The organism is Pseudomonas sp. Irchel s3a10 (genome assembly GCF_900187525.1).
Classification (GTDB): Bacteria; Pseudomonadota; Gammaproteobacteria; order Pseudomonadales; family Pseudomonadaceae; genus Aquipseudomonas; species Aquipseudomonas koreensis_G.
In genome coordinates this window covers 141,118-166,948 of sequence record NZ_FYDR01000008.1, presented here as the reverse complement: position 1 = coordinate 166,948, position 25,831 = coordinate 141,118, and the positions used below count along the sequence as shown (strand labels likewise).

The following is a 25,831-nucleotide window of genomic DNA, read 5'->3' as shown; positions in this document are numbered from 1 at the left end:
CGTCCAGCGGACATTCCGCGGTGAGACTTGCTCGCAAGGCTCACGACGGGCCGCAACCGCCGTGGTTTCTTATTGTGTCTTAACGCTTCTTGCGGTTGGCAATGTGAATGGCGCCGCCATTCACCGCCAGAGCAGCTTCGTGCAAGGCTTCAGACAGGGTCGGATGGGAGAAAACCATCATGCCCAGGTCTTCAGCGCTGGTGCCGAATTCCATACCGATCGCGCCCTGCTGAACCAGTTCTGCAGCGCTCGGGCCAATCACGTGCACGCCCAATACGCGGTCAGTCTTGGCATCAGCGATGACCTTGACGAAACCACCGGTATCGTTGGCGGCCATGGCACGGCCGGAAGCGGCGAACGGGAAGGTGCCGACGTTAACTTCAACGCCTTCGGCTTTCAAGGCCTGCTCGGTTTTGCCAACCCACGCGATTTCCGGGTGAGTATAAATAACCGAAGGGATCAGGTCATAGTTCATCTGAGCCTTGTGGCCCTTGATGCGCTCGACAACCATGATGCCCTCTTCCGAGGCCTTGTGCGCCAGCATCATGCCGCGAACCACGTCACCGATGGCGTAGACGCCCGGTACGGTGGTGGCGCAGTGATCGTCAACGTGCACGAAACCGCGCTCGTCCAGAGTCACGCCGCTGTCGGCAGCCAGCAGATCAGTGGTCACCGGACGGCGACCAACGGCTACGATCAGCTTGTCGAAAGTGATGGACTGTTCGCCGTTGGCATCGGTGTAGTTAACAACGACTTCGTCGCCGTTCACTTTCGAACCGGTTACGCGAGCGCCCAGCTTGATGTCCAGACCTTGTTTGGTCAGGGTTTTCAGCGCTTCCTTGGAAACAGCGGTGTCCGCTGCCATCAGGAAGGTGTCCAGTGCTTCGAGGACAACCACTTCGGAACCCAGACGCGACCACACCGAACCCAGTTCCAGACCGATCACGCCAGCGCCGATCACGCCCAGACGTTTAGGTACGGACTGGAATTCCAGAGCGCCAGTCGAATCAACGATGACTTTCTGATCGACCGGAGCCGGTGGAATGTCGATCGGACGCGAACCTGGAGCCAGGATGACGTTTTCGGCTTCGATGACTTCAACCGAACCGTCCGGCTTGGTGACTTCGACTTTCTTGCCGGCCAGCAGCTTGCCGTGGCCCTGGATCGAAGTAACGCCGTTGGCCTTGAACAGGGTGGCAACGCCGCCAGTCAGGTTCTTGACGATGCCAGCCTTGCGGCCAACCATCGCAGCGACGTCCATTTTGACTTCGCCGGTCGAGATACCGTGAACGTTGAAGCTCTCTTTGGCTTCCTTGTACTTCCAGGAGCTGTCCAGCAGCGCCTTGGACGGAATGCAGCCGACGTTCAGGCAAGTACCGCCGAGGGCCTGCTTGCCTTCAGCGTCGGTGTACTTCTCGATGCAGGCAGTGGTGAGCCCCAGCTGCGCGGCCTTGATGGCAGCTACATAGCCGCCAGGGCCGGCACCGATCACTACTACGTCAAATTTCTGCGACATTCAAAAAATCCTCTTTAGCGAAAAGCTTCAAGCCGCGCGCTGCGGGCCGTACCGCCGTTGCCGACGGTACGCCTCCCGCAGCGCATGGCTGCTTCTATCAGATATCCAGCAACAGACGAGCCGGATCTTCCAGCAGGTTCTTGATGGTCACCAGGAAGGTTACAGCTTCTTTGCCATCGATCAGACGGTGATCGTAGGACAGTGCCAGATACATCATCGGACGGATCACGACCTGACCGTTGATGGCCATTGGACGCTGGATGATGTTGTGCATGCCCAGAATCGCTGCCTGCGGCGGGTTGACGATCGGGGTCGACATCATCGAACCGAAGGTACCACCGTTGGTGATGGTGAAGGTACCGCCGGTCATCTCTTCCATCGACAGTTTGCCGTCTCGGGCTTTCTTGCCGAACGTGGCGATGCCGCCTTCGATTTCAGCCAGGCTCATCAGTTCGGCGTTACGCAGAACCGGTACGACCAGGCCACGGTCGCTGGAAACGGCAACACCGATGTCGGCGTAGCCGTGGTAGACGATGTCCGCACCGTCGATCGAAGCGTTGACCGCCGGGAAGCGTTTCAGCGCTTCGGTGGCAGCCTTGACGAAGAACGACATGAAGCCCAGGCGTACGCCGTTGTGGGACTTCTCGAACAGGTCCTTGTACTTCGAACGCAGGGCCATGACTTCGGTCATGTCGACTTCGTTGAAAGTGGTCAGCATTGCCATGTTCGACTGGGCTTCAACCAGACGCTCGGCAACCTTGGCACGCAGACGGGTCATCGGCACGCGTTTTTCAACGCGGTCACCGGCAGCGAATACCGGCGCAGCGGCAGCCGGAGCAGCAGCCTTGGCAGGTGCGGCAGCCGGAGCGGCTTTCTTCGCGGCAACAGCAGCCACCACGTCTTCCTTGGTTACACGACCGCCTTTGCCGGTGCCGGCAACGGAAGCGATGTTGATGCCGTTCTCTTCAGCCAGCTTGCGCGCAGCCGGAGCAGCAACAGGATCGTCTTCGCCTTCGGCAGCCGCCGGGGCAGCGGCAGCAGCGGCCGGAGCAGCAGCGGCGGCTGGAGCGGCAGCAGCAGCGCCACCCGCTTCGATGGAGCCCAGGACTTCGTCGGACAGAACGGTGTCGCCTTCGTTCTTGACGATTGCGCCCAGCACGCCGTCAGCGGTAGCCAGCACTTCCAGTACGACTTTGTCGGTTTCGATGTCGACGATCAGGTCGTCACGCTTGACGGCGTCGCCCGGTTTTTTGTGCCAGGTGGCAACGGTGCCATCGGCAACCGATTCCGGGAAAGTGGGGGCTTTGATCTCGATAGCCATTATCTGTGGTTCCTTAAATTCGGTTTCAGGTGCGCGAAGGCGTTAAACGGTAAACGCGTCTTGCAGCAGTTTTTCCTGCTGCTCGGCGTGCATCGATGCGTAACCACATGCTGGGGCAGCAGAAGCCTCGCGGCCCGCGTACTCGAGTACGAGAGACTTGTCGAGGTTACCGATGCTGCGACGCAGGTGATGCTGGCTGCAGTACCAGGCGCCCTGGTTCATCGGCTCTTCCTGACACCAGACGGCATGCTTGACGTTGGTGTAAGGCGCCAGGACTTCTTTCAAGTCGTCCTCAGGGAATGGATACAGCTGCTCGATACGCACGATGGCGATATCGTCACGGCCTTCGGCACGGCGTTTTTCCAGCAGGTCGTAGTAGACCTTGCCGCTGCACAGAACAACGCGCTCGACCTTTTTCGGGTCCAGGGCGTCGATTTCCGGGATCACGGTCTGGAACGAACCTTCAGCCAGATCTTCCAGGGTCGATACGGCCAGTTTGTGGCGCAGCAGCGACTTCGGCGTCAGCACTACCAGAGGTTTGCGCAGCGGGCGAATCACCTGACGACGCAGCAAGTGGTAGATCTGGGCCGGAGTGGTCGGCATGCACACCTGAATGTTGTGCTCGGCGCACAGCTGCAGGTAACGCTCAAGACGTGCCGAGCTGTGCTCAGGACCCTGACCTTCGTAGCCGTGCGGCAACAGCATGGTCAGACCGCAGAGACGGCCCCACTTGTGCTCGCCGCTGGTGATGAACTGGTCGATAACAACCTGTGCACCGTTGGCGAAGTCGCCAAACTGGGCTTCCCAGATCACCAGCGCGTTTGGCGTGGTGGTCGAGTAACCGTATTCGAAAGCCAGTACCGCTTCTTCCGACAGGAACGAATCGTACAGGTCAAAGCGTGGCTGACCGTCGTACAGGTTCTGCAGCGGAATGTAGGTGCCCGCGTCTTTCTGGTTGTGCAGTACGGCGTGACGGTGCGAGAACGTACCGCGGCCGATGTCCTGACCGGTCATGCGGATCGGGTGACCTTCGAACGCCAGGGTTGCGTACGCCATGGTTTCGGCGTAACCCCAGTTGATCGGCAGGCCGCCGGCTTGCATCTTCTGACGGTCTTCGTAGATCTTCGCGACCTGACGCTGAACCACGAAGCCTTCCGGAATTTCCAGCAGCTTGGCGGACAGTTCCTGCAGGGTCTTCAGGTCGAAACGCGTGTCGTGACGCGCAGTCCAGGCGTGGCCCAGATACGGACGCCAATCCACGAACAGCTCTTTGTTCGGCTCTTTGACCAGCGACTTCACTACGTGCAGACCGTTGTCCAGCGCGTTGCGGTACTCGTCGACCTTGGCCTGAACACGTTCAGCGTCCAGCACACCGGCCTGAGTCAGGCGATCAGCGTACAGCTCACGGGTGGTGCGCTGCTTGGTGATCTGCTGATACATCAGCGGCTGGGTGCCGCTTGGCTCGTCGGCCTCGTTGTGGCCGCGACGACGGTAGCAGACCAGGTCGATCACCACGTCACGCTTGAACTGCATGCGGTAGTCGATGGCCAGCTGGGTCACGAACAGCACGGCTTCCGGATCATCACCATTCACATGGAGGATCGGCGCCTGGATCATCTTCGCAACGTCGGTGGCGTACTCGGTGGAACGCGAGTCCAGCGGGTTGCTGATGGTGAAGCCAACCTGGTTGTTGATCACGATGTGCACGGTACCGCCGGTCTTGAAACCGCGGGTCTGCGACATCTGGAAGGTTTCCATGACCACGCCCTGACCTGCGAATGCAGCGTCACCGTGGATGGAGATCGGCAGCACCTTCTCACCGGTCGGGTCGTTACGACGATCCTGACGGGCGCGAACCGAACCTTCTACCACCGGGGAAACGATTTCCAGGTGGGACGGGTTGAACGCCATGGCCAGGTGAACTTCACCGCCGGTGGTCATCACGTTGGACGAGAAGCCCTGGTGGTATTTGACGTCACCGGAACCCAGCTCGACCTTCTTCTTGCCTTCGAACTCGTCGAACAGCTCGCGCGGGTTCTTGCCGAAGGTGTTGACCAGCACGTTCAGACGGCCACGGTGGGCCATGCCGATGACGACTTCCTTGGTGCCGTAGGAACCGGAACGCTGGATCAGTTCGTCGAGCATCGGAATCAGGCTTTCGCCGCCTTCCAGACCGAAACGCTTGGTGCCCGGGTATTTGGTGCCCAGGTATTTTTCCAGGCCTTCACCGGCAGTCACGCGCTCGAGCAGGTGGCTCTTGATGTCAGCGGAGTACGTTGGACGACCGCGCACGCTTTCCAGACGCTGCTGGAACCACTGGCGCTGCTCGGAATCGGTGATGTGCGTAAATTCAGCGCCGATGGTGCGGCAATATGTCTGCTGCAACGCTTCGTGAATTTCGCGTAGGCTCGCTTCCTCTTTGCCGATGAACAGGTCGCCGGCACGGAAGGTCGTATCAAGATCGGCATTGGTCAAGCCGTAATGATTGATTGACAGGTCTGCAGGTGCAGGACGCTGCCACAGCCCCAGCGGGTCAAGCTGGGCTGCCTGGTGGCCACGCATACGGTAGGCCTGGATCAATCGCAGCACTTCAACTTGCTTTTTCTCGTGCTCACTGCTCACGCTCCCGGCGGAAACCGGTTGGGCGCGGCGCTGGTTCTTTGCCAGCAGCACGAAATGATCGCGAATTGTGGAGTGCGAAACATCAGTGGCAGAGCTGCCGTCGGCAGGCAGCTTCTGAAAGTAGGTGCGCCACTCTTCTGGCACAGCGTTAGGGTCGTGCAGGTAGAGCTCATAAAGCTCTTCCACATAGGCAGCGTTTCCACCTGAAAGGTAGGCGCTGTTCCACATGCGCTGCATCACGCTTTCTTGCATGCTTGGTCACCCTCGGTTAGGGGAACACCATCGGCGTCAATACCGAGCAAACTTGCAGAAGTCCGAATGCAGCGACCAAAACAAGCCACTTAGGATCACGCTGATAGTCCGGGTACCAGCCCGGATGCCCCTGCTTGTCTCATTTCTTCAAAATAAGAGCTGCAGCTTGTGGCTACTGCTCTGGTTATAGCCATGACGCGGGTTGAAGCCCGCGCCACAGCCTCTTCGTTACAGCGGTTCTACGGTTACAGCAGCTGAATCACACGCCGCTCGAAAGCAACATGTTACGGATGTGACCGATGGCCTTAGTCGGGTTCAGGCCTTTCGGACATACGTTGACGCAGTTCATGATGCCCCGGCAGCGGAAGACGCTGAACGGGTCATCGAGCGAAGCCAGACGCTCGGACGTCTTGGTGTCACGGCTGTCTGCCAGGAAGCGGTACGCTTGCAGCAGGGCAGCTGGACCCAGGAACTTGTCCGGGTTCCACCAGAAGGACGGGCACGAGGTCGAGCAGCAGGCGCACAAAATGCACTCGTACAGACCGTCGAGCTTTTCACGCTCTTCAGGGGACTGCAGACGCTCGATGGCCGGAGCCGGCGTGTCATTCTGCAGGTAAGGCTTAACCTTCTCGTATTGCTTGTAGAAGATGCTCATATCGACAACCAGGTCACGGATAACCGGCAAACCTGGCAGCGGACGAACGATCAACTTGTTGCCTTTTACGACAGCGGACAGCGGCGTGATGCACGCCAGGCCGTTCTTGCCGTTGATGTTCATGCCGTCGGAGCCGCAGACGCCTTCACGGCAAGAGCGACGATAGGAGAAACCCTCGTCCTGCTCTTTGATCAGGGCCAGCACGTCCAGCACCATCAGGTCCTTACCACCGGTATCGACCTGGAATTCCTGCATGAACGGCGCAGCGTCCTGATCAGGGTTGTAGCGATAAACACTGACTTGCAACATGGCGATCACCCTTAATAAGTCCGGACTTTAGGTTCGAAAGTCGGAACAGTCTTCGGCGAGAAGTTTACGGCACGCTTGGCGACGCGTTTCTCACCCGGGAAGTACAGGGTGTGGCACAGCCAGTTTTCGTCGTCACGGTCTTCGAAGTCTTCACGGGCGTGAGCGCCGCGGGACTCTTTACGTACTTCGGCCGCGATGGCGGTAGCTTCAGCCACTTCCAGCAGGTTTTGCAGTTCCAGAGCTTCGATACGCGCGGTGTTGAACGCTTGCGACTTGTCGTTGATCTTCACGTTGGCGATGCGCTTGCGCAGATCGGCCAGCTGAGCGATACCCTTCTGCATGTATTCGCCAGTGCGGAATACACCGAAGTAGTTCTGCATGCAGCTTTGCAGCTCGCGACGCAGGGTTGCCACGTCTTCGCCATCGGTACGGCCGTTGAGCGCGTTCAGACGCGACAGGGCAGCTTCGATGTCGGCTTCGGTAGCGTCGTCGTATTCGATGCCGTCGGTCAGTGCCTTTTCCAGGTGCAGGCCGGCAGCGCGGCCGAATACCACCAGGTCGAGCAGCGAGTTGCCGCCCAGACGGTTGGCACCGTGTACTGATACGCAAGCCACTTCACCTACGGCGAACAGACCAGGAATGATCTGATCCACGCCTTCGGCGTTCTGAGTGATCGCCTGACCATGAATGTTGGTGGCAACGCCGCCCATCATGTAGTGGCAGGTCGGAACAACCGGAACCGGAGCAACCACCGGGTCAACGTGTGCGAAAGTCTTCGACAGTTCGCAGATACCTGGCAGACGGCTGTGCAGCACTTCCTCGCCCAGGTGGTCGAGTTTGAGCATTACGTGGTCGCCATTCGGACCGCAACCGTTGCCGGCGATGATTTCTTTAACCATTGAGCGGGCAACCACGTCACGACCAGCCAGGTCTTTCGCGTTCGGAGCATAACGCTCCATGAAACGCTCGCCGTGCTTGTTGATCAGGTAACCACCTTCACCACGGCAACCTTCGGTCACCAGTACACCGGCGCCGGCGATGCCGGTCGGGTGGAACTGCCACATTTCGATGTCTTGTACCGGTACGCCAGCACGCAGAGCCATGCCGACGCCGTCACCGGTGTTGATCAGGGCGTTGGTGGTGGAAGCGTAGATACGGCCGGCACCGCCAGTGGCCAGTACGGTGGCCTTGGCGCGGATGTACGAAGTTTCGCCGGTTTCGATGCAGATCGCGATCACACCGACGAACTCGCCTTCCTGGTTTTTCACCAGGTCAACAGCGTAGTACTCGTTGAGGAACGTGGTACCGGCTTTCAGGTTGCCCTGATAAAGGGTGTGCAGCAGCGCGTGACCGGTACGGTCGGACGCTGCGCAGGTACGGGCAGCCTGGCCGCCTTTACCGTAGTCCTTGGACTGACCACCGAACGGACGCTGGTAGATACGACCTTGCTCGGTACGCGAGAACGGCAGACCCATGTGGTCCAGCTCGAAAACGGCAGCCGGGCCTTCCTGACACATGTATTCGATAGCGTCCTGGTCACCGATGTAGTCGGAACCCTTGACGGTATCGTACATGTGCCAGCGCCAGTCATCGTTCGGGTCAGCGGACGCGATGGCGCAGGTGATGCCGCCCTGGGCGGATACAGTGTGCGAACGGGTCGGGAAAACCTTGGTGATCACCGCAGTCTTGTGACCGCCTTGTGCCAATTGCAGCGCAGCGCGCATGCCGGCACCGCCACCACCAATAATGATGGCGTCGAAAGAAATCGTTGGAATGTTAGCCATGACTCAGATACCCCAGAGAATCTGCACACCCCAGACGAAGTAAGCGAACATCGCAACGCCGCATACTGCCTGGAAAAGGAAACGTACTGCGGTCGCGGACTTGCCCAGCGCCATTGGCGTCAGGTAGTCGGTCGCGATGGTCCACATGCCGACCCAGGCGTGAGCGCCAAGGGCAACGAGGGCCAGCAGACTGAAGATACGCATCCCGTTGTGAGCGAACAGGCCGTGCCACTGCTCGTAGCCAATGCCCGGATTCACTGCAAGGTATCCGATCAGAAAGATGAAATAAGCCGCGAGAACAACCGCAGACACACGTTGCGCCATCCAGTCATAGAGGCCCGAACGCGAAAGGTTCGTAACGCTGGTTACCATATCCAAACTCCTGCCAGAACGATCAGCACCACGGAAACGGCGATGATAATTTTCGAGCCCAGGCGGCCGCCTTCCAGCGTCTCACCGATGCCCATATCCATGATCAAGTGGCGCACACCGGCTACCAGGTGATACAGCAGAGCGGACAGGAGGCCCCATGCTACGAACTTGGCCAGCGGGCTGGTCAAGCATGCCTTCACGTCGGCAAAACCTTCCTCGGAACCCAGAGACTTGCCCAATGCATAAAGCATGAAGCCGATACCCAGGAAGAGGATGATGCCGGAAACACGGTGAAGAAACGACGTAACGCCGGTGATGGGGAGTTTGATGGTCCTTAGGTCTAGGTTTACAGGTCGTTGGCTTTTCACGGCTTTTTTTTCACACTGAAGAGCCCCTAACAATCAGGGCAAAGTTGTTGGGGAGTGCACTGGTCAGGTAACCACCACCCAGGGATGCGACCCCCAATAAAGCAGGCCCAAAAGCCCTTGGCGGTCGGTGGCCGAGTATAGACAGTTAGGCTACTAATGACAACGCAATCACCTACCCCAAATAGCTGATTGCACAAGTCGTATAAAAGGCGTAAATGGCAGGCAATTTCGAGGAAAAAGTGCGCTTAAAGCCTTCTGGAGCAAGACTTTAGGCAAATTGACATTCGAATTTATCTCACTATAGTGGTGCGGGCCCTGCGTGGGGGGTCTGTCTGATGGTTCAAGCATAAATAGGAGGCCACATGGCTGACAAAAAAGCGCAGTTGATCATCGAGGGCGCAGCCCCCGTCGAGCTGCCCATTTTAACCGGCACCGTTGGTCCCGATGTAATTGATGTTCGGGGCCTGACGGCCACGGGCCGCTTCACTTTCGACCCGGGTTTCATGTCGACCGCCTCGTGCGAATCGAAGATCACCTATATCGACGGCGACAACGGCATTCTGTTGCACCGCGGCTATCCGATCGAACAGCTGGCTGAAAAGTCGGACTACCTGGAAACCTGCTACCTGCTGCTCAACGGCGAATTGCCGACCGCAGAACAGAAGGCCCAGTTCGTCAGCACCGTGAAAAACCACACCATGGTTCACGAGCAGCTGAAAACCTTCTTCAACGGCTTCCGTCGCGACGCCCACCCGATGGCCGTCATGTGCGGCGTAGTCGGCGCCCTCTCGGCCTTCTACCACGACTCCCTGGACATCAATAACCCGCAGCATCGCGAAATCTCCGCGATCCGTCTGGTTGCCAAGATGCCGACCCTGGCAGCGATGGTTTACAAGTACTCCATGGGCCAACCCATGATGTACCCGCGCAACGACCTGACGTACGCGGAAAACTTCCTGCACATGATGTTCAACACCCCGTGCGAGATCAAACCGATCAGCCCGGTACTCGCCAAGGCCATGGACCGGATCTTCATCCTCCACGCCGACCACGAGCAGAACGCATCGACCTCCACCGTGCGTCTGGCAGGTTCTTCGGGTGCCAACCCGTTCGCCTGTATCGCCGCCGGTATCGCCGCACTGTGGGGCCCTGCCCACGGCGGTGCGAACGAAGCGGTTCTGACCATGCTTGACGAGATTGGTGATGTGTCCAACATCGACAAGTTCATCGCCAAGGCCAAGGACAAGAACGATCCGTTCAAGCTGATGGGCTTCGGTCACCGCGTTTACAAGAACCGCGACCCTCGCGCGACTGTAATGAAGCAGACCTGCGACGAAGTACTGAAGGAACTGGGCATCAACAACGATCCGCAACTCGAACTGGCCATGCGCCTGGAAGAGATCGCGCTGACCGACCCGTACTTCATCGAGCGCTCGCTGTACCCGAACGTCGACTTCTACTCGGGGATCATCCTCAAGGCGATCGGCATTCCAACCAGCATGTTCACCGTGATCTTCGCTCTGGCCCGTACCGTGGGCTGGATTTCGCACTGGAAAGAAATGCTCTCCAGCCCGTACAAGATTGGCCGTCCGCGCCAGTTGTACACTGGCTACGAGTCGCGTGATATCACCAAGCTGGAAGACCGCAAATAAGGTTTGTCTTGCGATAACGTCTTAAAGTTGTATCGGGAACGGCCTCTTATATAGAGGCCGTTTTTGTTTGTTTGGTCGCAGCGGCCTGGGGGCCGACTGGCTTTTGGGCGTTTGTGGGCATATCCGTTGCTGCGGGTGCTGCCGCTGGCGGTTTCGCTCTTACAGCGACTCACTTTTCCAGACGCCGAAAAGTAAGCAAAAGGCTTTGCCCCGGCGTACGGCACTTCGCTGAGGCTCAGTGTTCCCTCGCTACGGTGCCCATCAGGGGGCATCGCCTCCGGTTTGCTTCGCTGCACCTCCTCTCGATGTATGCGGCTTCGCCGCATGGCGCTGCGCGCCTATCCCCCTGATGGACACCTTCGCTCGGCCTGCCGAAGGGGCAAAAAATCAAAAGCTACATCAAGAGCCAGATCAAAAGATCGCAGCCTTCGGCAGCTCCTACATGGGGGTGTATTCAGTTGGAGATTGATCGGCTGGCAGGACGCATTCGCGAGCAAGCTCGCTCCCACAGTGGGATTGGGTGTGTTCAGTAAAAGATTGGTCGGCTGGCAGGACGCTTTCGCGAGCAAGCCCGCTCCCACAATTGGATTGGGTGCATTCAGTTAGAGATTGGTCGGCTATCAGGCCGCCATCGCCAGCAGGCTGGCTTCCACAGTATTGATTGTGCAAGCTCATGCGGCGCAGCCGCCCCACTCCAGGATGAGCGCAAGCTCGGCTGTCGCTCTTGATCTTGATCCACGGGCGACGTCGGCAGGCTGAGTGGAGGGATTGATCCGGGGGTGGGAGCGTAGCGACCGTTTGGCGAAGCCAAACACAGCGAGAGGAGGTGCAGCGAAGCAAACCGGAGGCGCTGCGCCCGGATCAATCCCGCAGCGAAGGGACCCCGAGCCCCAGCGAGCGGGCCGAACGCAGGAGCAAGCCTTTTGGGTTACCTTTTCGGCGTTTGGAAAAGGTGACTCGCCGTAAGGGCGAAACCCTAAGCAGCCGTTACCGCAGCAACGGATATGTACCCAATAACCACCAAGGCCCGAGCCCGATAACCGCCCACAAAAAAAATGCCCCGATCTCTCAACCAGGGCATTTCACTCAAAACATCTAATCAGCGCTTAGTGCGAAACCGCCCCACTCGCCCCCAACCCAGTCTGCGAACGCACAAACTGCGGAAAGAACAGCGCCCGCTCGTTCTCGGCCGCCGCCGACTTATCGGTGATCGAGAAGAACCAGATACCGATGAACGCAATGATCATCGAAAACAACGCCGGGTATTCGTAAGGGAAGATCGCCTTCTCGTGATGCAGAATCTGCACCCAGATGGTCGGGCCAAGGACCATCAGCCCCACCGCACTCACCAGCCCCAACCAGCCACCGATCATCGCACCGCGGGTGGTCAGCTTCTTCCAGTACATCGAAAGCAGCAGTACCGGGAAGTTGCAGCTTGCCGCAATGGAGAACGCCAGACCGACCATGAACGCGATGTTCTGGCTTTCGAACAGGATGCCCAGACCAATCGCCAGCACCGCCAAAGCAATGGTGGTGATCTTCGAGACGCGAATCTCATCCTTGTCGTTGGCCTTGCCCTTCCTGATCACGCTGGCATACAGGTCGTGCGACACCGCCGATGCACCAGCCAGAGTCAGGCCCGCTACCACCGCCAGAATGGTCGCGAACGCCACCGCCGAGATAAAGCCAAGGAAAATGCTGCCACCCACGGCGTTGGCCAGGTGCACCGCCGCCATGTTGTTGCCGCCAAGCAGCGCGCCCGCAGCGTCTTTAAAGGCCGGGTTGGTGCTGACCAGCAGGATCGCGCCGAAGCCGATAATGAAGGTCAGGATGTAGAAGTAGCCAATGAAACCGGTCGCATACAGCACGCTCTTACGGGCTTCTTTAGCATCACTTACAGTGAAGAAGCGCATCAGAATGTGCGGCAGGCCCGCGGTACCGAACATCAGGGCCAGGCCCAGGGAGAACGCCGAAATCGGATCTTTCACCAGACCGCCCGGGCTCATGATCGCTTCACCTTTAGGGTGAACCTTGATCGCCTCGGAGAACAGCATGTTGAAGTCGAAGTTGACGTGTTTCATCACCATCAGTGCCATGAACGAGGCACCGGACAGCAGCAACACCGCCTTGATGATCTGCACCCAGGTGGTCGCCAGCATGCCGCCGAACAGCACGTACATGCACATCAGCACACCGACCAGAATCACCGCAACATGGTAGTCCAGACCGAACAGCAACTGGATCAGTTTGCCGGCACCGACCATTTGCGCGATCAGGTAGAACGCCACCACCACCAGCGAACCGCAGGCAGACAGGGTGCGGATCTGGGTTTGCCCGAGGCGGTAGGACGCCACGTCGGCAAAGGTGTATTTGCCCAGGTTACGCAGGCGCTCGGCGATCAGGAACAGAATGATCGGCCAGCCCACCAGAAAGCCGATCGAGTAGATCAGACCGTCGTAGCCGGAAGTGAACACCAGCGCGGAAATCCCCAGGAAGGACGCCGCCGACATATAGTCACCGGCGATCGCCAGACCGTTCTGGAAACCGGTGATCTTGCCGCCTGCCGCATAGTAATCGGCCGCCGAGTTGTTTTTCTTCGAGGCCCAGTAGGTGATGTACAACGTCGCGCCGACGAAAGCCACGAACATCAGGATTGCAGGAATATTCAGTGGCTGTTTGGCCACTGCACCTGTCAGCGCGTCAGCCGCCCAGACACTCGGCGCGAAAGCTGAAACACTCAAAAGAGCCAGTAGACGCCGGATCATTGCTGAGCCTCCTTGAGAATCGCATTGTTCAGGTCGTCGAACTCGCCATTGGCGCGGCGCACGTAGATACCGGTGAGGACGAATGCTGAAAGAATCAGCCCGACACCGATCGGAATGCCCCAGGTAATCGAGGATTCAGGACTGAGCTTCGCGCCGAGTATGTGCGGCCCGTAAGCGATCAAAAGGATGAAGCCAGAGTAAAGCCCGAGCATGATCGCCGAGAGTATCCAGGCGAACTTTTCTCTTTTTCTCACCAGCTCCTTGAAGCGCGGGCTGTTTTGAATCGAGAGGTAAATGCTGTCGTTCATTGTTTTTATCCTCGCAGCACAGATTATTGTTGGAACGTATCCACTGTATGCGGCTGCGGAACGGCTTCCAGACGACCTTAGTATTAGAACGACATGACGTTTTCGCCAATTTTCGGACGCTAATTAGCCGAAAGAATTTGAAAGAGGCTTTGAAACAGCCGTAAACCCTGCAGGTGAGGGTTGCCCAGAAACAAATGTAGGAGTGAGCCTGCTCGCGATGGCGTTGTATCAGTCGACATTTGTATCAACTGAAAGGACGCTATCGCGAGCAGGCTCACTCCTACAGGGGAGCTGCGTTGAGCGGAGTTATTTGGTCCAGTCAGCCACTCGATCCGGGTGCTTGGCCACCCAATCCTTGGCCGCCGCGTCAGGCTTGGCGCCGTCCTGAATGGCCAGCATGACTTCGCCGATCTCGTCTTTCGACGCCCACTGGAAGTTTTTCAGGAACTTGGCCACTTCTGGAGCCTTGGTAGCGAGCTCCTTGCTGCCGATGCTGTTCACGGTTTCAGCCGCGCCGTACACGCCTTTCGGGTCGTCGAGGAAGCGCAGTTTCCACTTGGCGAACATCCAGTGCGGTACCCAACCGGTGACGGCAATCGATTCGTTCTTTTTCTCGGCACGGGTCAGCTCGGCAATCATGCCGGCGCCGGAACTGGCCTTGAGCGTATATTTGTCGAGGCCGTAATCCTTGATCGCCTGATCGGTTTTGAGCATCACGCCTGAACCGGCGTCGATGCCGACGATGCGGTTCTTGAAGGTGTCGTCGGTCTTGAGGTCTTCGATCGATTTAGCCTTGACGTACTCCGGCACGATCAGGCCGATTTTCGCGTCCTTGAAGTTCGGGCCGTAATCGACGACCAGATCCTTGTTCTTCGTCCAGTAATCGCCGTGGGTCACCGGCAGCCATGCCGAGAGCATCGCGTCGAGTTTGCCGGTGGCCACGCCCTGCCACATGATCCCGGTGGCGACGGCCTGCAGCTTCACGTCGTAACCGAGTTTCTGCTTGATCACTTCGGCCGCCACGTGGGTGGTCGCGACGCTGTCGGACCAGCCGTCAACGTAACCAATGTTCAGGGTCTGTTTTTCAGCGCTGGCGAATGTGGAACTCATCGCAAGCACCAGAGCGGCACCTGCGCCTAAAAGTCGTCGCATCTTCATCGTTTACTTCCCCGAAATGCTGCGCCCGACGGATGCCGGGCATCGTCAACGTATTGTTATGGTGCACAGCGCCCCCATAACGCCTGACCGCAAACTTGCTCGAATGCCAGTGGAGTACTGACGCTTTCGATCATCGGCCTGACGCCCACAGCGACCTGCTCTGTCAGCGACCTCAATACACCGAGAAACGACATCAGAAGGCCATTAATCGCCTCGGAATAATTGGCGCCAGACAATCCGCCCGAACTTTGCATGTGCAAAGCATGCAGGCCACCAACCCGCAGATAAATGCAGGTAACATGCGTCGCTTTGCAGCCACTCGGCCTGACCATGTCCGCGACTTCCCGCTTCCCGCTTGCTCCTTATCTCTTCGCCTGCCTGCTCGGCCTGTTTGCCCTTGGCGGTTTCTGGTACGGCCTCGGCAAACCGGTGATTCTGCCGGACGCTGCGACCCCGACGCACAAGTTGCAATGCGCCTCCTACACGCCGTTCGACAAGGATCAATCGCCGTTCGACGTGCCGTTCAAACTGCGCCCGGAACGCATGGACGCCGACCTCGCCCTGCTGGCGACGCGCTTCGAATGCATCCGCACCTACTCGATGACCGGCCTCGAAGCCCTGCCGGATCTGGCGCGCAAGCACGGTTTGAAGTTGATGATTGGCGCCTGGGTCAACAGCAACCCGGTGGACACCGAGAAAGAAGTCGACCTGCTGATCGCCTCGGCCAACGCCAACCCGGACGTGGTCAGTGGGGTGATCGTCGGCAACGAAGCCTTGCTGCGCAAGGAAGTCACCGGCGCGCAACTGGCGAAGCTGATCAACAAGGTCAAAAGCCAGGTCAAACAACCGGTCACCTATGCCGATGTCTGGGAGTTCTGGCTCAAACACCCGGAAGTCGCGCCGGCGGTGGATTTCCTGACCATTCACTTGCTGCCGTACTGGGAAGATGAACCGTCAAACATCGACGTCGCTCTGCAACACGTGGCGGATGTGCGTCAGGTGTTCGGCAACAAATTCGCGCCCAAAGACGTGATGATCGGCGAGACCGGCTGGCCCAGCGAAGGTCGCCAGCGTGAGACCGCCCTGCCGAGCCGGGTCAACGAGGCCAAGTTCATTCGCGGTTTTGTCGCAATGGCCGAGAAGGAAGGCTGGCATTACAACCTGATCGAAGCGTTCGACCAGCCATGGAAACGTGGCAGCGAAGGTGCGGTCGGCGGTTACTGGGGCCTGTTCGACGCCGATCGCCAGGACAAGGGCGTGCTCGCCGGGCCAGTGACCAACGTGCCGTACTGGAAGGAATGGCTGGGCGTCGGTGGGCTGATTTTCCTCGGCACCCTGCTGCTTGGTGGCCGGGTGCGCACCACGCAATCGGCATTGGTTCTGCCCCTGCTTGCGGCAGTTGCAGCCTGCTCGATCGGCGCCTGGGGCGATCTGGCGCGAGTGACCACGCGGTTTGCCGGGGAATGGCTGTGGGTCGGCTTGCTGACCGTGTTGAATCTGTTGGTACTGGCGCATGCCGCGCTGACCTTGAGCAACCGTCAGGGTTGGCGTGAACGCGCGTTCAATCTGCTGGAACGCCGCGCTGGCTGGCTGGTTGCGGCAGCAGGATTTGCGGCGGCGGTGATGATGCTGGAGATGGTGTTCGACGCGCGTTATCGCAGTTTCGCCAGCATGGCGTTCATTCTGCCGGCGCTGGTGTACGTATGCCGTCCGGTCAGCGTACCGCGCCGGGAAATTGCCCTGCTGACCTTTATCATCGGTGCCGGCATTGCGCCGCAGCTGTATGAGGAAGGATTGTTGAATCAGCAGGCGTGGGGCTGGGCGCTGGTCAGTGGGTTGATGGTGGCGGCGTTGTGGCGCTGCCTGCGGGTTCGCAAAGGCTGATCTCCTGAGGCCAGTCTGGCCCCTTCGCGAGCAAGCCCGCTCCCACATTTGATCGGGTTCCTCCAGTTGGAATGCAATCAAATGTGGGAGCGGGCTTGCTCGCGAAGGCTGACTGTCAGGCGCTGCGGGCTGCCCGAACCAACCGCAATCCGCCAATCACCAGCGCAAACACCGCCAACGTCGTGTTGTACAACGCCAGCGCCGGCAGCCCGAACACCAGCGCCAGCACCGCCAGCCACCACCCTGCCCGTCCCGGCAGCACAAAACCGAGCAGCGCTGCGCCCAATGCCGTCCAGCCCAGCACCTTGAAGTGAATCATCAGCCCCAGGTTCGAGCGCACCGTGCATTCCCAGCGGCTCGCCTCATCGACGCAGATGCCGACCCACTGCCCATCTTCCATGAAGCCATAACGCACGCCATAACTGGCGGCCAGCCACAGCGGCAACAGCACGAGCAACAGAATCACGGGCAAGCGGCGGGACATGAATCTCTCCAATCAACGAAATCGGCGGCCAGCTTAATCTGCCCGCACGCATTGGCAAGCACTAACAACTGTTAACTGGTCATCCGCGCCTTGCAACGTGTATCGTCCAGCTACTATTACTCCGAATTCTGCCTGTTTGGTGCCGAGGCATGGCACTTTGGCGCGAGCCCGGCGGTCATAGCCTGCGAACTTCATTCGGCACCTTCCTTTAAGGGATCCAGTCATGCTCCGTTCCTTGCGCTTCGCCGCGCTGTTCAGCGGCCTTATTCTGAGTGCGTCCGCACTGGCGGTGGATATCGATGCCGCCAGTTATGGCTATCCCCTGACCAACCCGTTCGAGGCGACCATCGCCACGACGCCACCGGACCTGCGCCCGGAGTTGCCGTCGAACGACGAGATCAATCAGTCCGACCACAGCATCACCCTGCGCCCGGAACGGGCCTTCATTCTCCCGGACAATTTCTGGGCGGTGAAAAAACTCACCTACCGCATCGCCGAGCAGGACAAACCGGCGCCGCTGATCTTCCTGATCGCCGGCACCGGCGCGCGCTATGACAGCACGCTCAACGAATACCTGAAGAAGCTCTACTACAAGGCCGGTTACAACGTCGTGCAGTTGTCGTCGCCCACCAGCTTCGACTTCATCAGCGCCGCTTCACGCTTCGCCACCCCGGGCATCACTAAGGAAGACGCCGAAGACATGTACCGGGTGATGCAGGCCGTGCGCGCGCAGCATCCAAAACTGCCGGTCACCGAGTACTACCTCAGCGGCTACAGCCTCGGCGCGCTGGATGCCGCGTTCGTCGCACACCTGGACGAGACCCGACGCAGCTTCAACTTCAAGAAAGTCCTGCTGCTCAACCCGCCGGTCAACCTCTACACCTCGATCAGCAACCTCGACAAACTGGTGCAGACCGAAGTAAAGGGCATCAATAACAGCACCACCTTCTATGAACTGGTGCTGAACAAGCTGACCCGCTACTTCCAGCAGAAAGGCTACATCGACCTCAATGACGCCCTGCTCTACGACTTCCAGCAGTCCAAGCAGCACCTGACCAACGAGCAGATGGCGATGCTGATCGGCACCTCGTTCCGTTTCTCGGCGGCCGACATTGCCTTCACCTCCGACCTGATCAACCGTCGTGGCCTGATCACCCCGCCGAAATTCCCGATCACCGAAGGCACCAGCCTCACGCCGTTCCTCAAGCGTGCGCTGCAATGCGACTTCGACTGCTACCTGACCGAACAGGTGATTCCGATGTGGCGCGCGCGCACTGACGGCGGCAGCCTGCTGCAACTGATCGATCAGGTCAGCCTGTACGCACTCAAGGATTACCTGCACGACAGCCCGAAAATCGCCGTCATGCACAACGCCGACGACGTGATCCTCGGCCCTGGCGACCTCGGTTTCCTGCGCAAGACCTTTGGCGATCGCCTGACCGTTTACCCACTGGGCGGCCATTGCGGCAACCTTAACTACCGCGTCAACAGCGACGCCATGCTGGAGTTTTTCCGTGGCTAAATATCTCCTGCTGATTGCAGCGCTCCTCAGTGCAGGCGTGGCCCAGGCCGACAACAGCAAAGCCAATGCGCCAGTGGTGGTCGACAGCGACGGCTTCAAGGAGCCGCTGTCCAAACTCAAGTTCAACCCGGGGCTGGACCAGCGTGAGTTCGAACGTTCGACGCTCAACGCGCTCAACGTCTATGACCCGCTGGAGTCGTGGAACCGCCGCGTCTACCACTTCAACTACCGCTTCGACCAATGGGTGTTCCTGCCGGTGGTCGACGGTTATCGCTACGTGACGCCAAGCTTCCTGCGCACCGGGGTGAGCAACTTCTTCAACAACCTCGGCGATGTGCCGAACCTGGTCAACAGCCTGCTGCAGTTCAAGGGCAAGCGCTCGATGGAAACCACCGCGCGCCTGTTGCTCAACACCACCATCGGCATTGCCGGTCTGTGGGATCCGGCGACCGCCATGGGCCTGCCGCGCCAGAGCGAAGACTTCGGCCAGACCCTGGGCTTCTACGGCGTACCGGGCGGTGCCTACTTCGTGTTGCCGATCCTCGGCCCGTCGAACATTCGCGATACCGCCGGCCTGGCCGTGGACTACACCGCCGAATCGGCGATCAACTACCTGAACGTGTCGGAAGTCAGCTCCAACCACCCGGAAGTCTGGGCACTGCGCGCGGTCGACAAGCGCTACCAGACCAACTTCCGCTACGGTCAGATGAACTCGCCGTTCGAGTACGAGAAAGTGCGTTACGTCTACACCGAGTCACGCAAGCTGCAGATCGCCGAGTAACCTCGGCGACAACAAAAAAGGGCCATTCGATGCGCGTCGAATGGCCCTTTTTCATGGCACAACCCAGATCAAACTGTGGGAGCGGGCTTGCTCGCGAATGCGGTGAATCTGCCAGCATATTCTTCGACTGACACACTGCCTTCGCGAGCAAGCCCGCTCCCACAGGAGTGATGTGTTTATCCTTTGATCGCGCGCCAGATTTTGCCGACGACCGAAACCACCACCAGCACTGCCGCGCCCGCGATGATCCCCGCCACGCCATTGAGCAGCACAGGCACGGCAAACCCGGCGCTACCGGCCGCCGCGCCGACACTTTCAATCCAGTGATGCACCACCGGAACGCCATGGGTGAGGATGCCGCCACCGACCAGGAACATCGCCGCTGTGCCGATCACCGACAGGCCTTTCATCATGTACGGGGCGGCGCGCAGGATCGCATTGCCGATGCTTTTTGCAACTGCACCCGATTTCTGGGTCAGCCACAGGCCCAGATCGTCGAGTTTGACGATGCCGGCCACCAGGCCATAGACGCCGACGGTCATGACGATGGCGATGCCGGACATGACGATCACTTGCTGGGTCAGCGATGCGTCGGCCACGGTGCCAAGGGTGATGGCGATGATTTCCGCCGAGAGGATGAAGTCGGTGCGGATCGCGCCTTTGATCTTGTCCTTCTCGTAAGCCACCAGATCGGTGGTCGGCTCGGCCACCGCCGCGCTCAGTTGCGCATGCTCGGCATCATCTTCGGCCTTGCTGTGCAGGAACTTGTGCGCGAGCTTCTCGAAACCTTCGAAACACAGGTACGCGCCGCCAACCATCAACAACGGCGTCACCAGCCACGGCACGAATGCACTGATCGCCAGCGCCGACGGCACCAGAATCAACTTGTTGAGGAACGAGCCCTTGGCCACCGCCCAGACCACCGGAATTTCCCGCTCGGCGCGCACCCCGGAGACTTGCTGGGCATTGAGCGCCAAGTCATCGCCGAGCACGCCAGCGGTCTTCTTCGCGGCCATTTTGCTCATCAACGCCACGTCATCCAGAACGGTGGCAATATCGTCGATCAGCACCAGCAAACTGCTTCCTGCCATGAATCTTGTTTCCTTATGTGAATAATGTCGCGCAGCATACCGCGACTGCGGGCCACACGGGGCATTCTTGAGCCACGCGCGAGGCCGGTGCTACCATGCGCAACCGCCAGAACAGGCAAGGAACCACCGGGTTTATGAGCACAATCCGCGAGCGCAACAAAGAACTGATCCTGCGTGCCGCCAGCGAGGAATTTGCCGACAAGGGCTTCGCGGCGACCAAAACCAGCGACATCGCCGCCAAGGCAGGATTGCCCAAGCCCAACGTCTACTACTACTTCAAATCCAAGGAAAACCTCTACCGCGAGGTCCTGGAAAGCATCATCGTGCCGATCCTGCAGGCCTCGACCCCGTTCAACCCGGACGGCGTACCGAGCGAAGTGCTCAGCGGCTACATCCGCTCGAAGATCCGCATCTCCCGCGACCTGCCCTTCGCCTCCAAGGTGTTCGCCAGCGAAATCATGCACGGCGCCCCGCATCTGAGCGTCGACCTGGTCGAGCAGCTCAACAGCCAGGCCAAGCACAACATCGACTGCATCCAGAGCTGGATCGACCGCGGCCAGATCGCCCCGATCGACCCCAACCACCTGATGTTCAGCATCTGGGCCGCGACCCAGACCTACGCCGACTTCGACTGGCAGATCTCTGCGGTCACTGGCAAGGACAAGCTCGACGAGGCGGACTACGAGGCGGCGGCGCAGACGATTATCCGGTTGGTGTTGAAGGGGTGTGAGCCGGACTGATAGACCGCGGTGACTGCTTCGCGAGCAAGCTCGCTCCCACAGGGATTTGTGAACGCCGCAGATCCAATGTGGGAGCGAGCTTGCTCGCGAATGGAGCGACCAGGTTTGACTGTCAGACCCAAATCGCATCCCACAGCGGATAGTCACCTAGCTTCTGCACTAAACCTGCCCGCAATGGGTTGGCCACGACATAACGTGCCATTTTCACCAGATCCTCCTCTCGCCGTAGTGCCCTATCGTGAAATCCCTGCTGCCATAGGCTGCCTTCTCTATTCGCAGCCAGATTCACTGCCCGCGCGCTTAAGGATTTTGTCCGTTGCATCAGGTCACTCAAGGAACCTCGCTTCAAATCGATCAACCAATGAAAGTGGTCAGGCATAACTACCCACGCCAAAGAGTCGGCAAAGCCCTGCTCTTGGGCGCTTCGAAATTGGGCAACGACCAACCTGCCCAACGCAAAATCGCGGAAAACGGGTTCGCGATTTAGCGTATTGGCGGTCAGCAGATAAATTCGGTTGGGCTCGTCGTAACGACCAAAGCGCAAGCGATGTGAAGCGGACAGTTTCGGCATTCCTTTGCCCCTTTCAAGAGATGACCTGAAAGGTTAGATCTGCACACGGGGAGGAAGCGTCAAGACTGTTAGCCAGATGTGTCCGTTGAATCGCCTTCGCGAGCAAGCTCGCTCCCACAGGAGATTTGAGGTGCTCACACTTTATGTGTCAGAACACAAACCTGTGGGAGCGAGCTTGCTCGCGAAGACTTCAGTTCAGACGCTACAAAATCAAGCAGCCACCCCCGCATCCGCCCTCAAATCCAGCGCCTCCACCGCTTTAATCGCCACCTGCTCATCAATATCCGACAGATCGCCGCTAATCCCGATCGCCCCCAGCACATTCCCCGCCTGATCACGAATCAACACCCCGCCCGGGGCCGGGACGACGCTGCCCTGGCCCATGCTGTTGAGTGCGGCGATGAAGGCCGGGCGTTGTTGGGCGTCCAGCGCCAGCAAGCGTGAGCCCTTGCCCAGGGCGATAGCGCCCCAGGCTTTGCCGATGGCGATGTTCGGGCGCAGCAGGCTGGCGCCGTCTTCGCGTTGCAGGGTGATCAGATGGCCGCCGGTATCGAGTACCGCGATGGTCAGCGGCGCGGCGTTGATCTCGCGCCCCGCGCTGATGGCTTCGCTGACCAGATTGACTGCGACTTTCAAGGTTAAAGCGCTCATGGTGCCGTCCTCATTTTGTTATTGGGAAAGTCGTGGGACTGCGCTCAAGTGCCGCAGGCCGATGCCACAAATAGAACACAATGAATTATTTTTTTGTATACAATAATTCTCGAAAAGCGCCACATGCGACGAAAAGCCACAGCAGAACCGGGCTTGCGACGAATGAAACAGGCGCTTGAGAAAATGGATTGACCTGCGCCGTCCGCCGTGAATACACTCTGCGCAAAGCCACTTGTATACAATTACAAAACGTAAAGAGGCACAAAACCATGAGCAAAATGAGAGCAATCGAAGCCGCCGTTCTGGTGATGCGCCGTGAAGGGGTTGATACCGCTTTTGGCATTCCGGGTGCTGCGATCAACCCGCTGTACTCCGCCCTGCAGAAAGTCGGTGGCATCGATCACGTCCTCGCTCGCCACGTCGAAGGCGCGTCACACATGGCCGAGGGTTACACCCGCACCAAGGCCGGCAACATCGGCGTGTGCATCGGTACGTCCGGCCCGGCCGGTACCGACATGGTCACCGGGCTCTACAGCGCCTCGGCCGACTCGATCCCTATCCTCTGCATCACCGGCCAGGCACCCCGCGCCCGTATGCACAAGGAAGACTTCCAGGCGGTCGACATCACCAGCATCGTCAAGCCCGTCACCAAGTGGGCGACCACCGTTCTGGAGCCGGGCCAGGTGCCTTACGCGTTCCAGAAAGCCTTCTACGAAATGCGCTCCGGCCGTCCGGGCCCGGTACTGATCGACCTGCCCTTCGACGTACAGATGGCTGAAATCGAATTCGATATCGACGCCTACCAGCCGCTGCCGCTGGCCAAGCCAACCGCGACCCGCGTTCAGGTCGAGAAGGCTCTGGCCCTGCTGGATCAGGCCGAGCGTCCATTGCTGGTGGCCGGCGGCGGCATCATCAACGCCGACGCCAGCGATCTGCTGGTGGAGTTCGCCGAGCTGACCGGTATTCCGGTGATCCCGACCCTGATGGGCTGGGGCACCATCCCGGACGATCACCCGCTGATGGTCGGCATGGTCGGCCTGCAGACTTCGCACCGTTATGGCAACGCGACCATGCTCAAATCCGACGTGGTACTGGGCATCGGTAACCGTTGGGCCAACCGTCACACCGGTTCGGTCGACGTCTACACCGAAGGCCGCAAGTTCATTCACGTCGATATCGAAGGTACGCAGATCGGCCGCGTGTTCACCCCGGATCTGGGTATCGTCTCCGACGCTGCTGCCGCGCTGACCGTGTTCATCGAAGTCGCCCGTGAATGGCAAGCCGCCGGCAAACTGAAAAACCGCAGTGCCTGGCTGCAGGATTGCCAGCAGCGCAAGGCCAGCCTGCACCGCAAGACCCACTTCGACAACGTGCCGGTCAAGCCGCAGCGCGTTTACGAAGAGATGAACCAGGTGTTCGGCAAAGACACCTGCTACGTCAGCACCATTGGTCTGTCGCAGATTGCCGGCGCGCAGTTCCTGCACGTCTACAAGCCGCGTCACTGGATCAACTGCGGTCAGGCCGGCCCGTTGGGCTGGACCATTCCGGCAGCGCTGGGCGTGGTCAAGGCCGATCCGAGCCGGAAAGTCGTGGCCCTGTCGGGGGACTATGACTTCCAGTTCATGATCGAGGAGCTGGCGGTCGGCGCTCAGTTCAAACTGCCTTACATCCACGTCGTGGTGAACAACTCGTACCTGGGGCTGATCCGTCAGGCCCAGCGCGGGTTCGAAATGGACTACTGCGTGCAGCTGTCCTTCGATAACCTGAACGCGCCGGAACTCAACGGTTACGGTGTCGACCACATCGCAGTCGCCGAAGGCCTCGGCTGTAAAGCCCTGCGGGTGTTCGAACCATCGGAAATCGCCCCTGCCCTGCGCAAGGCCGAACAGATGATCGAAGAGTTCAAGGTACCGGTGATTGTCGAGATCATCCTGGAGCGTGTGACCAACATCTCCATGGGGACCGAGATCAACGCCGTCAACGAATTCGAAGACCTGGCACTGGTCGGCAACGACGCGCCAACGGCGATTTCGTTGCTCGATTAACTGCTGACCGCTCTCCCTGTGGGAGCTAGCCATGTGGCGAGGGAGCTTGCTCCCGCTCGGCTGCGAAGCAGTCGTAAAGCTTTTGGGGCCGCTGCGCGCCCCAGCGGGAGCAAGCTCCCTCGCCACACAGGCCCGCTCCCACAAAGGGGAACCTCACAAGATTTACGGGAGACCACCATGCCGCGTTTCGCAGCCAACCTGTCCATGCTGTTCACCGAACAGGATTTCCTTGCCCGTTTCGACGCCGCCGCCAAGGCCGGTTTCAGTGGTGTGGAATACCTGTTCCCGTACGACTTCAGCTCTGCCGAAATCAAGGCCAGGCTCGATGCCAACGGTCTGACCCAAGTGCTGTTCAACCTGCCGGCCGGTGACTGGGCCAAGGGCGAGCGCGGTATCGCGTGTCTGCCGGATCGCGTTGAAGAGTTCCGCGCCGGGGTCGATCTGGCGATTGCCTACGCACAAGTGCTGGGCAACACCCAGGTCAACTGCCTGGCCGGTATCCGTCCGCAAGGCGTGGACGATGCCACCGTGGAAAAAACCTTCGTCGCCAACCTCAAATACGCCGCCGACAAGCTGCAGGCGGCCGGTATCAAACTGGTGATGGAAGCGATCAACACCCGCGACATCCCGGGCTTCTACCTGAACAACACGGCGCAAGCCCTGTCGATTCGCGAGCAGGTCGGCAGCACCAATCTGTTCCTGCAATACGACATCTACCACATGCAAATCATGGAAGGCGATCTGGCCCGCACCCTGCAATCGCACCTGGGCGAGATCAACCACGTGCAGCTCGCGGACAACCCGGGGCGCAATGAACCGGGCACCGGTGAGATCAACTACCGCTTCCTGTTCGAACACCTGGATCGCATCGGTTATCAGGGTTGGGTGGGTTGCGAATACAAGCCGCTGACCACCACTGAAGCAGGCCTCGGCTGGCTGAAAACCCACAACGCAATCTGACGAACACATGACCCTGTAGG

The 25,831-nt window shown here is 59.3% G+C and carries 21 protein-coding genes; 7 read left to right on the top strand and 14 right to left on the bottom strand.

The features are described from left to right. Nucleotides 1-79: 79 nt before the first annotated feature. The 7 genes from lpdA to sdhC all read right to left on the bottom strand — a co-directional run bounded on the left by lpdA (nt 80) and on the right by sdhC (nt 9,199). Complete coding sequence (gene lpdA, locus CKW11_RS22280; RefSeq protein ID WP_007962860.1) at nt 80-1,516, bottom strand: dihydrolipoyl dehydrogenase; 1,437 nt, start codon at nt 1,514-1,516, stop codon at nt 80-82. 97 nt (nt 1,517-1,613) lie between these two features. Continuing rightward, nucleotides 1,614-2,837: a 2-oxoglutarate dehydrogenase complex dihydrolipoyllysine-residue succinyltransferase gene (odhB, locus tag CKW11_RS22275; RefSeq protein ID WP_003223011.1), complete on the bottom strand. Its 1,224-nt coding sequence runs from the start codon at nt 2,835-2,837 to the stop codon at nt 1,614-1,616. Between the two features lie 42 nt (nt 2,838-2,879). Next, entirely contained in the window at nt 2,880-5,711 is a 2,832-nt protein-coding gene (locus CKW11_RS22270; protein WP_027614036.1) for a 2-oxoglutarate dehydrogenase E1 component, read from the bottom strand. Between the two features lie 259 nt (nt 5,712-5,970). Next, nucleotides 5,971-6,675 (bottom strand): succinate dehydrogenase iron-sulfur subunit, encoded by a 705-nt coding sequence (locus CKW11_RS22265; protein ID WP_003223007.1) that lies wholly within the window; start codon nt 6,673-6,675, stop codon nt 5,971-5,973. Nucleotides 6,676-6,686: 11 nt separating this feature from the next. Beyond that, nucleotides 6,687-8,459: a succinate dehydrogenase flavoprotein subunit gene (sdhA, locus tag CKW11_RS22260; protein WP_007962857.1), complete on the bottom strand. Its 1,773-nt coding sequence runs from the start codon at nt 8,457-8,459 to the stop codon at nt 6,687-6,689. 3 nt (nt 8,460-8,462) lie between these two features. Beyond that, nucleotides 8,463-8,831 carry a succinate dehydrogenase, hydrophobic membrane anchor protein gene (gene sdhD, locus CKW11_RS22255; protein WP_095139417.1) on the bottom strand — a complete coding sequence of 123 codons (369 nt, stop codon included), beginning with the start codon at nt 8,829-8,831 and terminating at the stop codon, nt 8,463-8,465. Continuing rightward, on the bottom strand, nt 8,825-9,199 hold the full coding sequence (gene sdhC / locus CKW11_RS22250) for a succinate dehydrogenase, cytochrome b556 subunit (protein ID WP_047292829.1): 375 nt from the start codon (nt 9,197-9,199) through the stop codon (nt 8,825-8,827). The genes sdhD and sdhC overlap by 7 nt, the downstream gene beginning before the upstream one ends. Nucleotides 9,200-9,561: 362 nt before the next feature. On the opposite strand from sdhC, the gene gltA reads away from it, so the two are divergent. Then, nucleotides 9,562-10,851: a citrate synthase gene (gene gltA / locus CKW11_RS22245; RefSeq protein WP_003222994.1), complete on the top strand. Its 1,290-nt coding sequence runs from the start codon at nt 9,562-9,564 to the stop codon at nt 10,849-10,851. A 1,106-nt stretch (nt 10,852-11,957) separates the two neighbouring features. Here gltA and CKW11_RS22240 read toward each other — a convergent pair. The 3 genes from CKW11_RS22240 to CKW11_RS22230 form a co-directional block, all read right to left on the bottom strand. Next, nucleotides 11,958-13,616 (bottom strand): cation acetate symporter, encoded by a 1,659-nt coding sequence (locus CKW11_RS22240; protein ID WP_095139416.1) that lies wholly within the window; start codon nt 13,614-13,616, stop codon nt 11,958-11,960. Next, a complete protein-coding gene (locus CKW11_RS22235) occupies nt 13,613-13,924 on the bottom strand; it encodes a DUF485 domain-containing protein (RefSeq protein ID WP_095139415.1) in 312 nt (103 codons plus the stop codon). Before CKW11_RS22235 ends, CKW11_RS22240 begins: the two co-directional genes overlap by 4 nt. Nucleotides 13,925-14,230: 306 nt before the next feature. Continuing rightward, nucleotides 14,231-15,082, bottom strand: coding sequence for a glycine betaine ABC transporter substrate-binding protein (locus CKW11_RS22230; protein ID WP_095139414.1), 852 nt, complete (start codon nt 15,080-15,082; stop codon nt 14,231-14,233). 288 nt (nt 15,083-15,370) lie between these two features. On the opposite strand from CKW11_RS22230, the gene CKW11_RS22220 reads away from it, so the two are divergent. Next, nucleotides 15,371-16,966, top strand: coding sequence for a beta (1-6) glucans synthase (locus CKW11_RS22220; protein WP_095139412.1), 1,596 nt, complete (start codon nt 15,371-15,373; stop codon nt 16,964-16,966). A gap of 115 nt (nt 16,967-17,081) precedes the next feature. Here the strand turns inward: CKW11_RS22220 and CKW11_RS22215 are convergent, their stop codons facing one another. Then, nucleotides 17,082-17,450 carry a hypothetical protein gene (locus CKW11_RS22215; protein WP_095139411.1) on the bottom strand — a complete coding sequence of 123 codons (369 nt, stop codon included), beginning with the start codon at nt 17,448-17,450 and terminating at the stop codon, nt 17,082-17,084. Between the two features lie 223 nt (nt 17,451-17,673). Here CKW11_RS22215 and CKW11_RS22210 point away from each other — a divergent pair, with 223 nt between their 5' ends. Further along, entirely contained in the window at nt 17,674-18,972 is a 1,299-nt protein-coding gene (locus CKW11_RS22210; RefSeq protein WP_095139410.1) for a serine/threonine protein kinase, read from the top strand. Next, the gene (locus CKW11_RS22205) at nt 18,965-19,753 is read left to right on the top strand and encodes a VacJ family lipoprotein (protein ID WP_095139409.1); all 789 of its coding nucleotides are present in this window, start codon (nt 18,965-18,967) and stop codon (nt 19,751-19,753) included. Before CKW11_RS22210 ends, CKW11_RS22205 begins: the two co-directional genes overlap by 8 nt. Before the next feature lie 176 nt (nt 19,754-19,929). Here the strand turns inward: CKW11_RS22205 and CKW11_RS22200 are convergent, their stop codons facing one another. After that, complete coding sequence (locus CKW11_RS22200; RefSeq protein WP_095139408.1) at nt 19,930-20,844, bottom strand: DUF808 domain-containing protein; 915 nt, start codon at nt 20,842-20,844, stop codon at nt 19,930-19,932. 134 nt (nt 20,845-20,978) lie between these two features. Here CKW11_RS22200 and CKW11_RS22195 point away from each other — a divergent pair, with 134 nt between their 5' ends. Further along, complete coding sequence (locus tag CKW11_RS22195; RefSeq protein ID WP_095139407.1) at nt 20,979-21,584, top strand: TetR/AcrR family transcriptional regulator; 606 nt, start codon at nt 20,979-20,981, stop codon at nt 21,582-21,584. Between the two features lie 112 nt (nt 21,585-21,696). Here CKW11_RS22195 and CKW11_RS22190 read toward each other — a convergent pair whose 3' ends face one another. Further along, entirely contained in the window at nt 21,697-22,155 is a 459-nt protein-coding gene (locus tag CKW11_RS22190) for a transposase (protein ID WP_095139406.1), read from the bottom strand. 210 nt (nt 22,156-22,365) lie between these two features. Further along, nucleotides 22,366-22,806, bottom strand: coding sequence for a heme-binding protein (locus CKW11_RS22185; RefSeq protein ID WP_095139405.1), 441 nt, complete (start codon nt 22,804-22,806; stop codon nt 22,366-22,368). A gap of 269 nt (nt 22,807-23,075) precedes the next feature. Here CKW11_RS22185 and gcl point away from each other — a divergent pair, with 269 nt between their 5' ends. After that, on the top strand, nt 23,076-24,851 hold the full coding sequence (gene gcl, locus CKW11_RS22180; RefSeq protein WP_041479607.1) for a glyoxylate carboligase: 1,776 nt from the start codon (nt 23,076-23,078) through the stop codon (nt 24,849-24,851). Between the two features lie 177 nt (nt 24,852-25,028). Further along, complete coding sequence (gene hyi / locus CKW11_RS22175) at nt 25,029-25,811, top strand: hydroxypyruvate isomerase (RefSeq protein WP_095139404.1); 783 nt, start codon at nt 25,029-25,031, stop codon at nt 25,809-25,811. The last annotated feature ends 20 nt before the right edge of the window (nt 25,812-25,831 follow it).